Source organism: Arthrobacter sp. A5, assembly GCF_051131705.1.
In the GTDB taxonomy this organism is placed as follows: Bacteria; Actinomycetota; Actinomycetes; order Actinomycetales; family Micrococcaceae; genus Arthrobacter_M.
This window is the reverse complement of sequence record NZ_CP180316.1, coordinates 2,406,634-2,419,400: the sequence shown is the minus strand read 5'-3', so window position 1 is coordinate 2,419,400 and position 12,767 is coordinate 2,406,634. Positions and strand designations below refer to the sequence as shown.

The window sequence follows — 12,767 nt, the reverse complement described above, 5'->3', positions numbered from 1 at the left end:
CGCGTCCTCCCAGTCTACTGTTGCTCAATCCGACCTCTCGCTTCCTTCATCGGTTCCGTGACCGACCAGCGCGACCACACGTCATGTCTCGACGCTCCCACCATCCGGGGGACAGCGTCAAGGACATCGACCCGATGGCACGGGTTAGTCGAGCAGCTGGGATAACGCCAGGTTCTGAACATCACCCGCAGGCCAGCTCCAAACTGTCCACAGTGGCGGATCGCTGAATGCTCGGTGCCGACAGTAGTTCCCTGAGACATGGACTAGAGCCGCCCCGGAGACCCAACGAAATTAGGCGACGCATTCCTTCGCACTTGAAAAGTGCAGAGAAGCCGCGAAGCGCGTATTCGGCCACCACATTGTTCGTCGACTTGCACAGCAGCAGACCGATGGCTGGTTGGTCCTCGGCGTGTGCCAGAAGGTCCTCCACCGCCGACATGTACATGCCCAACTGGCCCAGGTACCGGGATCAAACTTGGTGGCCTTGAGCTCGACGACGACGAACCGGCGAAGCCTGAAGTCGTAGAAGAGCAGATCGGCAAAAGAATTCATCCACTCCGATCACCAGCTGAGCTTCAAGATCGCGCTCATTGTGCTGGTCAGTCATCGAGACAAAGTCGAAGACGTAGGGATCCTTGGTCAGTTGCTGGACCAAGTCGGAGTCCGACGGCGGCAGGGTCGCCTTGAAGTTGGTGATGGCTTTACCTGAGCACTCGTGCAGCCGAATGTCGATCTGATGCTCCAGCAGTCTCGACCGATGGCCCAGTAAGTGGCAACCAGTTCTTGATTGGCGGCCGCTACGGCGCGACGGCGGACAGCCGCGACCCGTTCCACGACAGAGGCCAACAGATCCGGATACCATTCCGGCATCGTGGAACGCGCAGGCGTCGAAGGGAACCAAGGGCCCGCGTCCCTCTCTTCATCTTCTTTGTTGCCGTCCTTCGCTCGTTGCTTTTCACTGTGCCGCCTCCAAGGCTCCCGCATCCCTGACCCGCAGATTTCCGAACGTCAGTTGTGGCAGCAGCGTATCGCCCGCCTCGGACATTAAGGAGCACCAGGGCGGCAAAGAGCCGGGACAGGGGAAAGTCAAATGGACCGCAGGCGTTGCGGTGGCCATGCTTTTGCTCGCCGGCGGCGCAGCCGCGGGGTCTACGATGCCTGATCCGAAAACCAGCGTAGCCTACCTTTCGCTGGATAAGGAAAAGTCCGCCGTTGAGCAGGACCGGGATTCGGCGCGGGCCGATCACGGACGAGTCAACGCCCTGTACAGCGCCCTGCTGAAGGGTGTTCCCGACCGCGAGGCCAAAGTCACGGCCCGGGAAACTGTTGTCGGGGCGGGCCAAGCAGCCCTCAGGGATGCCCAGGTTGCCGTGAAGAGGCGTGAAGACGCCGTCGCGGGGGCCGAAAAGCAAAAGGTCGCCAATACTATCCGGGACGGAACCTGGGTTGTCGGCACGGATATTGAGCCGGGGACGTACCGGGCCGCCGCCGTGCAGTCCGGATGTTACTGGGGGATCTACCAGAGCGGAAGCAACGGCAGCCAGATCATCGAGAATGACATCCCGGGCGGGGGCAGGCCCAGCGTTCTGCTAGCCGCCGGCCAGGACTTCAAGGCCAGCCGCTGCGGTAGCTGGGAAAAGCAGTAACCACGAACGCCAATTCACACTTGCTCCACTGATTCTTCGGCAACTTCTTCAGCCACGTTTGACCTATGAAAGGCACACCATGCGCTCCACACTTCACCACCTCTCCTATTCGTCCGCCGCACCGCAGCAGAAGTTACTTCCGCAGAAGCCACCGGCCCGCACGGCGATCCGTTGCCGGACCCTCCTGGTTCCCGCGGCCGTGCTCCTGCTCGGCCTCACGCTGAGCTCCTGCTCCGGCGCCACGGCAAAGCCCGATGCGGCTGCCGCGGCAGCAGCGCAGGCCAAACCGGCGGCAGCAGCGGAAACCAAACCCGCCGCCGGTCCGGCAGCCAAACCCGCGGCGGCGCCGGCAGCGACTCCCGCCACCCCGACCGTCGGGACGCCCTTCACCGTCAACATGCGCAACGGCAATACCGCCAAGATCACCATCGTCTCCGCCACGCGAACGGAGAGTGTGGGCGACCCAGCCTTCTCCGTGCCCGCCAAGAACGGCGGATTCCTCGTCCTGGACATCCTGTGGGAGACGGAGAAGGGGAAAACAAGCTCCAACCCGTTCTATGTCTCCGCCAAGGACGCCGAAGGCCGCAAGGCGGATCAGAGTCTCTTCGTGGCGAACCCTTTGGGAGCCGGCGACGTACTTCCGGGCGATAAAGCCCGAGGCTCGGTGGCCTTTGACATTGCCCCGGGCACGGCGACAGTGATGATCTCGGATCCGCTGATGCAAGAGGCGGCACGCGTGCAGATCGACCAATAGCGCCAGGCACTCAGCTTCTCGGGGTGCTGATTACGGTCTGTACCCTCGGTATTTGCTACCCGTTCGCCGTCGTTCTGGTAGAGCGCTGGCGGGCGACTAATACATACCTGCATGGCCGGCAGCTGCGCTTCGTGGGGACCGGCATGGGCATCTTCGGCCACTGGATCAAGTGGCTCTTGCTGAGCGTGATCACCCTCGGTGTCTATACCTTCTGGGTGTATCCGCGGCTGATGCAGTGGAAGGTCGAAAAAACCGTTTATGCCTAAGTCCGGTGGTGGAGCCGGGGTGGAAAAACCACTGGACAGCCGGCCCGCTGAGGAGTTGACTGGAAGTGGAGCCCGGCCCCTGTTTGGAGCTGGACCTGTCGAGACTCCCACACCCGGGAGCCAAGTCTCAAGGAGATGGGTTCTAATGAAGAAATGGACGCGCTGGCAGGATTGGGTTGCCATCGTGGTCGGTCTGTACGCGGTCCTCGCAACGATGTGGACGACTCATGCTGGAGCCTCCGTGACGTTGATGATCATCTTCGGCGGCCTGCTGGTAATCGCAGGACTGGTGAATCTGGCGATGCCGGGGATGCAGGCCATGGAGTGGGCACAAGCCGTTGTGGCCGCGCTGCTGTTTATCTCCCCCTGGATCGGTTCCTACACCGGAGCGTCGGGCGCGGCCTGGACGTCCTGGATTGCCGGCGCCATCGGGGTCATCGTTACCGCGGCGGCCATCAAGCCGAGTACGGCTGAGCACCACCACCGGACAGTGCCTTTGCACTAATCGAACGCAACGCAAATCGGGGGTAGCCGTTACGGCTACCCCCGATTCGTTTGCCCTACACCAATACGGATGGGTCTCCTATGCTGAGGGGCACGATGTGTGGCCTCATCTGAAACTGATGCTGTTGCACCAAGAGCCAGGACACAGCTGCGATGACGTCATGGACCGACGATGAGGGCCGTATTGACGGTGCCCGTCATGTTAACGCCGATTTGCCGCCCCAAGAATGCTGGAATTTGACCGGCCGCAGGGTTTACCTAAGCTAGGCGGCAATTCCAGAGCCGCCGCCCCGAATCAGAGGGTCCTAATCAAAGGGGCGGGCATGGTGCAGGTAGAGTCTTTGGCATGCAGAGTGAGAAAACCGGCGCCGACGGATCGGTCATGTTCAGGGAGCCCGGCGACGTGCCGTCCGGATCTGAACGGCAGGACTATTTTTACCGGTCCTTGGGCGATGGCAGTTACGAATCCAGCATCCATACGCAGGGCGCCTGGAACCCGCACGAGCAGCACATGGCGCCCGTTTCGGGGATCATGACCCGTGGGCTGGAGCTTCACCAGCCGCGACCCGAGCTGCGGATGGCCCGGATCAGCTTCGATATTCTGGGCATCATTCCAGCCGGGAAGTTCCGGATTGAGACCAAGGTGATACGGCCCGGCAGGACCATCGAGTTGCTGCAGGCCGAGCTGATCGCCGATGAGCGGGTGGCCGTCCGCGCCACCGCCTGGCGGCTTCAGCGCGGTGAGACTGCAGACGTCGCCGCCGTTGAGGACGAGGCGATGCCGGGGGTGGAAGAGGCCGGCTCGTGGCACGACCTCGATCAGTGGCCCGGCGGCTACATTGCCTCCCTAAAGGCCAAGGTGGTCCCCGGTCACCGCCCCGGACGCGGTCAGGTGTGGGTCCGCAGCCCGTATCCAATGGTTGAGGGGGAGCCGACGACCGACCTGGTGCGGTTGATGGGCTTGGTGGACACCGCCAACGGCATCGCCTCCCGCGTTCCTCCCGGGCCGGGCAGCTACATGTTCCCGAACGTGGATCTGTCCATCCACCTGCATCGGGAGCCGGTGGGGGAATGGCTGGGACTGGACACCAGCGTGACGTTTGGGACCGACGGGATCGGGGTGACGAATTCCGTGCTCAATGACGCGCACGGACCGTTCGGCGTGGCATCCCAGATCCTCACGGTACGTCAGCTTCCGGCAGCCTGAATGAGCGCTGATCTGGTGAGCATGGCCCCTGCCCTTTCCGTGCTGCGGCAGGAGACCTCCCTCGGTGCTGCGGCGGATCTTGACCACGGACTAAGCCTGCTGGCGGCGGCGCGGGCGGGGGAGATCGGCCCCACGCTGCGGCTGTACCGTCCAAAGCCAACGATGGCCTTCGGGCAACGCGATGCCAACCTTCCCGGTTTTGCCGCTGCCGGCGCTGCGGCGGCGGCTCAGGGATTCGAACCCTTGATCCGCAAGGCGGGTGGCCGGGCTGCGGCCTACCACCCGGGCTGCCTGATTGTGGACCATATTGAGCCGCTGCCGGACGCAATGGTGCACGCGAAGCCGCGGTTCAGGTACTTCGGGGATCTTTTTGCCGAGGCGCTGCAGAACCTAGGTGTGGACGCCGGTGTGGGGGAGATTCCCCGGGAATACTGCCCAGGGGAGTACACGGTATTCGGTCGGGGTGCCGCGGGAACAGACCTTGGCGACGGGTCCTGGGACGGGCGGATCAAGCTGGTGGGCACCGCGCAGCGCGTCGTGTCGGGCGCCTGGCTGTTCAGCTCGGTCATCGTGGTGGAGAATTCCGCCCCGCTGCGCTCGGTGCTGACGGACTGTTACGGTGCGCTCGGGCTGGACTGGAATCCACTGACGGCCGGCGGCGCGGCGGACCTTGTGCATGGACTGACGGTCGACGACGTTGCGGCGGCCGTGCTGGGCGTCTACGCCGCCCGCACGGAACTGAACGTCATCAACTGACCCGCCCGGCCGCCGTCGTACTTAAACCGCTTCAACTCAGACCGCACATTGACGACCGCCGTACCCCATCTGTGCCCAAGGTGGCCGCCTACTGGCCGCGGTCGATCCAGTCCTGCAGGGCAGGAGATTCCGCGCCCACCGTCGTCGAATCCCCGTGCCCGGTCCGGACTACGGTCTCCGCGGGAAGGACGAACAGCTTACTCCGGATGGACTCGATGATGATGGGAAAATCGCTGAAGGAACGTCCTGTGGCCCCCGGCCCGCCGTTGAAAAGCGTATCGCCGGTGAATACGGTGCCCTCGGCAGGCAGGTAATAGCAGACCGAGCCGGGGGAATGGCCCGGAGTGTGCAGGGCCGTGAGGGTGGCGCCGGCGACGTCGAAGGTGTCGCCGTCGTGGACTTCGTGGCCGGGGCCGAAGCCGGGATACACGGCGTCCCAGAGCATCCGGTCAGCGGGGTGCAGGTAAATCGGGGCGCGGGCGTCTTCGGCCAGCCGCTCCGCCGCACCGATGTGGTCATTATGGGCGTGCGTCAGCAGCAGCGCCTTGACCCGGCGGCCGTCGAGCTGGTCAATGATCGCCTGGGCGTCGTGGGGGGCGTCGATGATGACGCACTCCTGATCATCGCCCACGATCCAGACATTGTTGTCCACATCCCAGGTGCCGCCGTCGAGCGAAAAAGTGCCCGAGGTGATCAGCCGCTCAATCCGCAGGCCCATCAGAGCTCCACCACCGAACGCAGCACGGTGCCCTCACGCATCTTGTCGAAGGCTTCCTCGATCTGGCCGATGCCGATCCGCTCCGTGACGAAGGCGTCCAGATCCAGCCGGCCCTGACGGTAGAGGCTGACCAGCATCGGGAAGTCCCGGGACGGCAGGCAGTCGCCATACCACGATGATTTGAGCGACCCACCGCGGCCAAAGACGTCCAGCAGCGGCAGTTCCAGCGTCATCTCCGGCGAGGGCACACCCACCAGCACCACGGTCCCGGCGAGGTCGCGGGCGTAGAACGCCTGGGTGTAGGTTTCCGGACGGCCGACGGCGTCAATCACCACGTCTGCGCCGAAGCCGCCGGTGAGGGCGCGGATGGCCTCGATGGGATCCGCCGCGGACGAGTTGACCGTGTTGGTGGCACCAATGGTGGCGGCGCGGTCAAGCATTTTCTGATCGATGTCCACGGCAATGATTGTGGTGGCGCCGGCCAGTGCCGCGCCGGCGATGGCTGCGGAGCCGACGCCGCCGCAGCCGATCACGGCCACAGAGTCGCCGCGCTTTACTCCGCCGGTGTTGATGGCGGCACCGAGCCCGGCCATGACGCCGCAGCCGAGCAGGCCGACGGCGGCAGGATCGGCTTCCGGGTCGACCTTGGTGCACTGACCGGCGGCGACCAGGGTTTTTTCGGCAAATGCTCCGATTCCCAGGGCCGGTGTCAGCTCGGTACCGTCTTCAAGGGTCATCTTCTGGGTAGCGTTATGCGTATTGAAGCAATACTGGGCCTGGCCCCGCTTGCACGCGCGGCATTCGCCGCAGACGGCCCGCCAGTTCAGAATCACGCGGTCGCCCGGGGCGACTTCGGTGACATCCGGCCCCACGGCGTTGACGACGCCGGTGGCCTCATGACCTAAGAGGAAGGGGAAATCGTCGCTGATTCCGCCGAGCTTGTAATGCAAATCCGTATGGCAGACGCCGCTGGTGATGATATCCACCAGGGCTTCGCCGGGGCCCGGGTCGGGTACCAGAATGGTTTCCAGTGTGACAGGGGCTCCCTTGGTCAGCGCAACAACGCCCTGAACTTTATGCACCACTATGAGCTCTCTCCTTCAGCTGGGAAATCAGCAGGCGGCTGCCCGCTCTGTCTTGTGTCTGTCTATCACAGCCTGTCCGGCCCTCGTTGTCCACTCTGGGCCGATTCCTGCCGGAATGAGTCGCAGGGACGGATAACCGCCGTCAACGGGAGGTCAGCGGCGGCCGTCCGACCGGCGTCGCACGGTTTCATGCGGCTTCATGTGGCTTCTGCGGCGCAGCCGGCGGGACAGCCGGCGGGAAACCTTGTTGGCTCAGGCGGCCAGCTTGGTCTGCACGTCGCGCAGCGACGGGTTGGTGGCCGAGGACCCGTCCGGGAAGATGACGGTAGGGACAGTCTGGTTGCCGCCGTTGAGCTTCTCGACCAATTCAGCGGTGCCGGGAACATCCTCGATGTTGATTTCGGTATAGCCGATTCCCTGAGCCTCCAGCTGGCTCTTGAGCCGGCGGCAGTATCCACACCAGGACGTTGAAAACATCGTAATGGTGCCGGTTTCGGGCGTGTAGTCCACGGGTGCTCCTCGGGTTTTTTTTGAACGCGTGCTTGGCGGTGATGCCTTCGCCGGCGTGCGGACCGCATGGTCCATGATTTCAACGTTAGCGGGGGCCGCTGATATTCCGCAGCGGCGCTCCGGCACCGCACCCGACGCGCCCAAGCGGGACGGCCGCCGTCGTCCGTGCACACCTCCCGCCAAGTTCGCAGGCATCACCGCTCACTCACCCCTCCCTCTTGACGGCCTCAATCACACAGTAGTCTGTAACTATTCGCTTCTAGAACGACATGGTTATATTGTGGAAGATCAGCTCACGAACGTCTTTGCGGCTTTTGCGGACCCGACCAGGCGTGCCATCCTCCCGGCTCAGCCAAGGTGACGCCAACGTCGCCAAACTCGCCGAGCCGGGCCGCAACCGCCCGCTTCAGCCATCTCGAAGCAGGGCCCCTCAGGGAGGCGACCGAGTACATGGAAAAGTTTCGCCGCTTCTGGAACGGCAGCTTCGACCATCTGGATGAAGCCCTCGCCATATCAGAGTGCGATGACGCGAGAGAAGGATTCCTCGACAACGAGATCCTGCGCCTTCAGTTCCACGATCACGGCGGGAAGACCCGCATCACCCTGCAGCAGGGCCCCTTCACACCACGGCTCCGCGATATGAACCGTGACGGCTGGAACGAGTCGTTCATTAAGCTCGACGCCGTCCTCGCGGGGGTGGAAGCATGAGCCGGGACAGCAGGAGAGAGGACAGCGCCATGACGATTCCCAAACGGTCCAGTCTGCAGACGCGACGGCGATCGCCTACGAAATGGTTGGCTCAGGCCCCGCGCTCGTGCTCGTGGACGGCGCCCTTGCCGCCGGGAATTCGGGCCGAGCCGCAGCCTCGCGAATCACCCCGCGGACCGGTTTCCCGTGTATTCCAAGATCGCCAGGGACGTGGCCACAGCGGAAACACGGAGGCGTATGCGGCCGAGCGCGGTCAACATGACCGGGCCGACCCCGCCTCAGGCTGAGCCTTGGCTGGTCTGGTCGCCCGCATACCCAGTCCGCAGCTTAGGTCGAACACTCGCTGCCCGGCGGTCACGGCGCGGTTGATCAACGGGGCGCCCGTTCGGAGATACATGCATGGCAAAAGCGCGCCCAAAGTAAAGCCCATGAGAATGTCTACGGCCAGTTCACAACTCACCAAGATTCCGGTGTCCTCACGCTGTCTGCTCCTCGCGGAGTCCATCCGCTCAGTCGATGCCGGGAGCTGTTGCGATCAGATGGGGTCCGTTATTTCGAACGCTGTTAACTTCGGTGCTGACAACACGGGGCACCAGCCTAGGTTCGGGAATCGCGTCAAGCAGGTGGTCCACTTCAGCCGCATTGGTAGTTGCCGGATCCAGCCAATCGGCGTAGAGATCGGGTGGAACGATCAGCGGTGTCCTGTCGTGAATATGGCCAAGTGAGTCCGCCGCGGCCGTAGTGATGATTGTGCATGTCCGCAGCCACTTGTCCGGATGATCGTCTGGCAGCGCCGGATCGGGCCAATATTCAAAGAGTCCGGCGAAGGCGAGAATTTCTTCGTCTTTACCGTGTAGGTAGGTCGGTATTTTTCCGTCCGGGGTCTTCTGCCATTCAAAGTACCCATCGGCAATCAGTAGCCCCCGCCTCTTGGCGGCGGCTTGGCGGAACGACGGTTTTTCGGTCACAGTTTCCATCCGGGCGTTGATGAGGCGCGCACCCGATTTGGAGTCTTTCGACCATGAAGGGACGAGGCCCCAACGCGCGGTGGTCAGCTTCCGGGATAGTTCATTAGCTCCGGACGGCTTGCGCGCGATGACGAGGGGGACCTCGTCGGTCGGTGCGATGTTGTAGGACGGCCGAATGTTCCCTACGGAGGACTCTGCGACATCGAAGGATGCAACAAGGTCTCCGGTGCTGCGCGCCATAACGTATCTGCCACACATGTATTCATTATGGGGCAGCGCTACGGCGTGTCTCCAAATGCGCTCAGCCAGAGTGTGATGGCTCGACAAAGCCCCCCGTGTCGCGGGGAAGGTCCGTCGCGTGCTGATGGGGCACGGTTGATCGTGGTGTGCACGCTCACTGCCCCATCGGTACGCTTGCGTAATGCGACCCCTTAGGTATTCCATCAACGTCACATTGGATGGGTGCTGCGATCATCGTGCGATGGTCGCGGACGAAGACCTGCATCGTCATGCGGTCGAGAACCTCGTCCAGGCCGATGCCCTCCTCTTTGGCCGTGTGACTTACGAGATGATGGAGGCAGCGTGGCGGGCGCCGGCGCCGACGGGAGCGGCGCCGACGGGAGCGAGGCCCGATTGGATGGAACCGTTCGCCCGGACGATCGACGCGGCAAAGAAGTACGTCGTGTCGAGCACCCTGGACCGGGTCGATTGGAACGCGGAGCTCGTGCGCGGGGATCTGGGAAAGGCCGTTCAGCAGCTCAAGCGAGAGCCGGGTAAGGGACTGTTCGTGGGCGGCGTGAAGCTTCCGCAGGCGCTGGCGGAGCTGGGATTGATCGATGAGTACGAGTTCGTGGTGCAGCCCAGGCTCGCGGGCCACGGGCCGACGTTGTTCGCGGGGCTATCGAGGCATGTCGATTTGAGGCTCGTGAGCCGGCTGGAGTTCGGCTCGGGGGCGGTGGCGATGCGGTATGAGCCGAAAAGATAGGGCGTGTTTCCTAATGTCCGCGTAGCCGGTATGTCTCGTACTGCAGTTTTGACTGATGACCAGTGGTCCCGGATCGAGTCATTGATGCCGAGCTCGGAACCGCTTGGACGGCGTCGGCTGGCATGCCACTGCCGCATCATGGCTGAAGGGGGCCCACCGCCTCACCCGGTAATCACACCGCTAAAATGGGGATGCATCAGGACAAGGACGAAACCGGCGGCGGGCCGGTGTAATCCGCTGAGTATCGGCGGCACGAGCTGCTGTCGGTAGGCAGCACCCAGACCCGGACAAAAGGCAGACCCCTCGATGGAAAGTATATTGATGACCACGACCCCCGAGCTGTCCTCGATCACCGTTGAAGGAGGCCCCGGTACCATCACGCCTGGCCCCCGGTCCGTCAATGCTGTGGTGGTCGGGGAGGACGGGCTGGCGCGCCCGGCCTGGGCTGCCGTCGATCCGATGCTGCGGGAGTACTACGATACGGAATGGGGCATGCCGGTCCGTGACGAGCAGGGGATCTACGAGCGCATCAGCCTGGAGGCATTCCAGGCTGGCCTGTCCTGGGCCACGATCCTGCGTAAGCGTCCGGCCTTCCGCCGCGCCTTCGCTGAGTTCCACCCGGAAACCGTCGCAGCGTACACCGAGGCCGATGTCGAGCGGCTGCTCGGTGATGCCGGCATCGTCCGCAACAAGCTCAAGGTCCGGGCCGCGATCACGAACGCGAAGGCCACCATCGCGTTGCGTGGAGACGGTGGACTGGTGAACTTTGTGTGGTCCTTCCAACCGGCAGCAACACCGGCGCCGCTTAGCCTCGGAGACATCCCGACGCGCAGTCCCGAGTCGGTGGCCCTGTCCAAGGCACTGCGGAAGAAAGGATTCGCCTTCGTAGGCCCGACCACCATGTACGCACTGATGGAAGCCATCGGAATCCTCGACACCCACTTGTTGGACAGCCACCGCCGGAGCAGCTCAGGAGTATGGCCGCACACCTGAGCAGCGTCGTCGACCTCGTGTCCACCCCGCCGTTCGCGGTGGGGCCGGCGGCTACCTCGCACCGTGTTGGATGGACCCACGGTTGCAAGGCTCGTTAGGCTAATAAAATGGACCGAAAAGGTGAAAAGACTCAGAAAGCCCAACTCTCGGCTGTCCGCATCGCCATCAACGAAGTGGACGAACAGATGGTGACGCTGATTGCACGCCGAGAGCGCTTGGTCAGGATCGCCGGAACGTTGAAGGCTGACAAGGCGGCCGTGCTGGCACCGGCGCGCGTCGACCAGGTCATCGATCGTGTGCGGCAGCTCGCCGCCGAGAAGAAGGTGGATCCTGAGGTGGCTGAAGCCACCTACCGTGCCATGATCAGCGCGTTTATTGAACTCGAACTTCGGGTGCAGTCACATCGCGCCTAGGGCCCGTGCTGAATTCCGCCGGCAGCGTACCGGCACCCACCCGTTACCCCGGGTCAGTCTTCGTTTTCCTCCGGAGACCAGCGGTGGAAGTCCAGTGAGAGATACAGGGCCAGGGCTGCGGAGTTTTCTTCGTTGACGCGCAGCGCAACTTCCTTGTGGCCGGCGTTGAAGAGTGTGTCCAGGGAGGCGCGCACCAGGTCCTCGGCCAGGCCCTGGCGGCGGTGCTGCCGGTCAGTGAAGAGTTCGATGATGAAGGGTGCGTCCGGGGTGTCCTCCCACGTGGCGCGTTCCACCACCAGGATCGCCGCGATGATCTCACCGGCTTCGTCCACCACGACGTGTGATGCCTCCGGCAGGTAGGTGCCGTATTTGCCTTCGAAGGACGCTTCGACGTCCGCGACGGCGGCTTCCACGTTTTCGCTGGCAACGCCTGGATCGTACGCCGTGAAGTAGAGCTCGCCAAGCTTGCGGATGTCCGTGCTGGTTGCCGGCCGGGATTCCGTTTTGAGGTCTCGTTCGAGGGGTGTGGTCCGTGCGATAAGGGTGACCATGTTGGTCATGGAGCGCTCCTCTTGTGACTCATAGGTTGCGGCGTTGCCAGCGTCGTCGATGGCCTGTACACACATGCTAGACGGCAATTGCCGTGCCAGCTATATTTCGTCACGCACTTGTGACGGGGGGGCTTCCTGTGCGATCGGAGCCCGTTGTGCTTCAGCGGGGCCGGGCGTACACTTGAATCTATTAGAAGATATGTTCGAGTTAATCATATTTGAAACAGTACATATTTGAAACAGCATGTGTTTGAACACTGCGTGTATTTGAAACTGCGCGTATTCACAACCGTAAGTATTTGAAAACCGCGGGTATTGGAATCAGCACGGTGAGCGGCGCCGATAGCCGCCGGGCAAAGGGGAGCGGAGGTGCAGCGATGGGGACGTTCAGCGAACCGGTAGAAGTGATCCGTTCCGCTGCCGGGCTGCCGCTGCGGCTGAACTGGCAGGGGCGCAGTTACATCATTGGGGCGGAACCTCTGCGGTGGTACGAACGACGCAAATGGTGGGCGGAGGAAAGCCGGGCCGAGCGCGGCCATGGCGCTGGGCTGGTGGACCATGAAATCTGGCGGATTCAGGCCAGGCTCGACGGGTGGGGACCGCTGTGCACCTTTGATCTGAGCCACCACCCGGACAGCGGCCGCTGGCGCCTATTGCAGGTCCACGATGCCGTACAGGCGCGCAGCGCCTAAAAAATGCAGCC

At 63.1% G+C, this 12,767-nt stretch carries 18 protein-coding genes; 11 read left to right on the top strand and 7 right to left on the bottom strand.

Annotated features, from left to right (window positions below):
- Window positions 1-181 precede the first annotated feature (181 nt).
- Entirely contained in the window at window positions 182-439 is a 258-nt protein-coding gene (locus ACLLJI_RS11365; RefSeq protein ID WP_434612352.1) for a hypothetical protein, read from the bottom strand.
- Window positions 440-469: 30 nt separating this feature from the next.
- Window positions 470-901, bottom strand: a complete 432-nt coding sequence (locus ACLLJI_RS11360) for a hypothetical protein (RefSeq protein WP_434612350.1) — start codon at window positions 899-901, stop codon at window positions 470-472.
- Window positions 902-1,154: 253 nt separating this feature from the next.
- Between ACLLJI_RS11360 and ACLLJI_RS11355 the strand changes: the two genes are divergently transcribed.
- The 6 genes from ACLLJI_RS11355 to ACLLJI_RS11330 all read left to right on the top strand — a co-directional run bounded on the left by ACLLJI_RS11355 (window position 1,155) and on the right by ACLLJI_RS11330 (window position 5,133).
- A complete protein-coding gene (locus ACLLJI_RS11355; protein WP_434612348.1) occupies window positions 1,155-1,646 on the top strand; it encodes a hypothetical protein in 492 nt (163 codons plus the stop codon).
- Between the two features lie 79 nt (window positions 1,647-1,725).
- The gene (locus ACLLJI_RS11350; protein ID WP_434612346.1) at window positions 1,726-2,400 is read left to right on the top strand and encodes a DUF4352 domain-containing protein; all 675 of its coding nucleotides are present in this window, start codon (window positions 1,726-1,728) and stop codon (window positions 2,398-2,400) included.
- Between the two features lie 23 nt (window positions 2,401-2,423).
- On the top strand, window positions 2,424-2,666 hold the full coding sequence (locus ACLLJI_RS11345) for a DUF898 family protein (RefSeq protein ID WP_434612344.1): 243 nt from the start codon (window positions 2,424-2,426) through the stop codon (window positions 2,664-2,666).
- A gap of 145 nt (window positions 2,667-2,811) precedes the next feature.
- Window positions 2,812-3,171, top strand: coding sequence for an SPW repeat domain-containing protein (locus ACLLJI_RS11340; RefSeq protein WP_434612342.1), 360 nt, complete (start codon window positions 2,812-2,814; stop codon window positions 3,169-3,171).
- 381 nt (window positions 3,172-3,552) lie between these two features.
- Window positions 3,553-4,377 (top strand): thioesterase family protein, encoded by an 825-nt coding sequence (locus ACLLJI_RS11335; protein WP_434621465.1) that lies wholly within the window; start codon window positions 3,553-3,555, stop codon window positions 4,375-4,377.
- Window positions 4,378-5,133 (top strand): lipoate--protein ligase family protein, encoded by a 756-nt coding sequence (locus ACLLJI_RS11330; protein ID WP_434612340.1) that lies wholly within the window; start codon window positions 4,378-4,380, stop codon window positions 5,131-5,133.
- Window positions 5,134-5,221: 88 nt separating this feature from the next.
- Here the strand turns inward: ACLLJI_RS11330 and ACLLJI_RS11325 are convergent, their stop codons facing one another.
- The 3 genes from ACLLJI_RS11325 to ACLLJI_RS11315 form a co-directional block, all read right to left on the bottom strand.
- Complete coding sequence (locus ACLLJI_RS11325; RefSeq protein ID WP_434612338.1) at window positions 5,222-5,851, bottom strand: MBL fold metallo-hydrolase; 630 nt, start codon at window positions 5,849-5,851, stop codon at window positions 5,222-5,224.
- Complete coding sequence (locus ACLLJI_RS11320; protein ID WP_434612336.1) at window positions 5,851-6,936, bottom strand: S-(hydroxymethyl)mycothiol dehydrogenase; 1,086 nt, start codon at window positions 6,934-6,936, stop codon at window positions 5,851-5,853. Before ACLLJI_RS11320 ends, ACLLJI_RS11325 begins: the two co-directional genes overlap by 1 nt.
- A gap of 252 nt (window positions 6,937-7,188) precedes the next feature.
- Window positions 7,189-7,446 carry a mycoredoxin gene (locus ACLLJI_RS11315; RefSeq protein WP_283559320.1) on the bottom strand — a complete coding sequence of 86 codons (258 nt, stop codon included), beginning with the start codon at window positions 7,444-7,446 and terminating at the stop codon, window positions 7,189-7,191.
- Between the two features lie 450 nt (window positions 7,447-7,896).
- On the opposite strand from ACLLJI_RS11315, the gene ACLLJI_RS11310 reads away from it, so the two are divergent.
- Entirely contained in the window at window positions 7,897-8,154 is a 258-nt protein-coding gene (locus ACLLJI_RS11310) for a hypothetical protein (protein WP_434612334.1), read from the top strand.
- A gap of 509 nt (window positions 8,155-8,663) precedes the next feature.
- Here ACLLJI_RS11310 and ACLLJI_RS11305 read toward each other — a convergent pair.
- Window positions 8,664-9,380, bottom strand: coding sequence for an SOS response-associated peptidase (locus ACLLJI_RS11305; RefSeq protein ID WP_283559391.1), 717 nt, complete (start codon window positions 9,378-9,380; stop codon window positions 8,664-8,666).
- Between the two features lie 163 nt (window positions 9,381-9,543).
- Between ACLLJI_RS11305 and ACLLJI_RS11300 the strand changes: the two genes are divergently transcribed.
- The 3 genes from ACLLJI_RS11300 (at window position 9,544) to ACLLJI_RS11290 (ending at window position 11,513) form a co-directional block, all read left to right on the top strand.
- On the top strand, window positions 9,544-10,107 hold the full coding sequence (locus tag ACLLJI_RS11300) for a dihydrofolate reductase family protein (protein WP_434612331.1): 564 nt from the start codon (window positions 9,544-9,546) through the stop codon (window positions 10,105-10,107).
- 321 nt (window positions 10,108-10,428) lie between these two features.
- Window positions 10,429-11,100, top strand: a complete 672-nt coding sequence (locus tag ACLLJI_RS11295) for a DNA-3-methyladenine glycosylase I (RefSeq protein ID WP_434612329.1) — start codon at window positions 10,429-10,431, stop codon at window positions 11,098-11,100.
- A 107-nt stretch (window positions 11,101-11,207) separates the two neighbouring features.
- On the top strand, window positions 11,208-11,513 hold the full coding sequence (locus ACLLJI_RS11290) for a chorismate mutase (protein ID WP_283559322.1): 306 nt from the start codon (window positions 11,208-11,210) through the stop codon (window positions 11,511-11,513).
- Window positions 11,514-11,566: 53 nt separating this feature from the next.
- Here the strand turns inward: ACLLJI_RS11290 and ACLLJI_RS11285 are convergent, their stop codons facing one another.
- Complete coding sequence (locus ACLLJI_RS11285; protein ID WP_434612326.1) at window positions 11,567-12,139, bottom strand: GNAT family N-acetyltransferase; 573 nt, start codon at window positions 12,137-12,139, stop codon at window positions 11,567-11,569.
- A 302-nt stretch (window positions 12,140-12,441) separates the two neighbouring features.
- Here ACLLJI_RS11285 and ACLLJI_RS11280 point away from each other — a divergent pair, with 302 nt between their 5' ends.
- Window positions 12,442-12,756, top strand: a complete 315-nt coding sequence (locus ACLLJI_RS11280) for a DUF6504 family protein (protein WP_434621462.1) — start codon at window positions 12,442-12,444, stop codon at window positions 12,754-12,756.
- Window positions 12,757-12,767 lie beyond the last annotated feature (11 nt).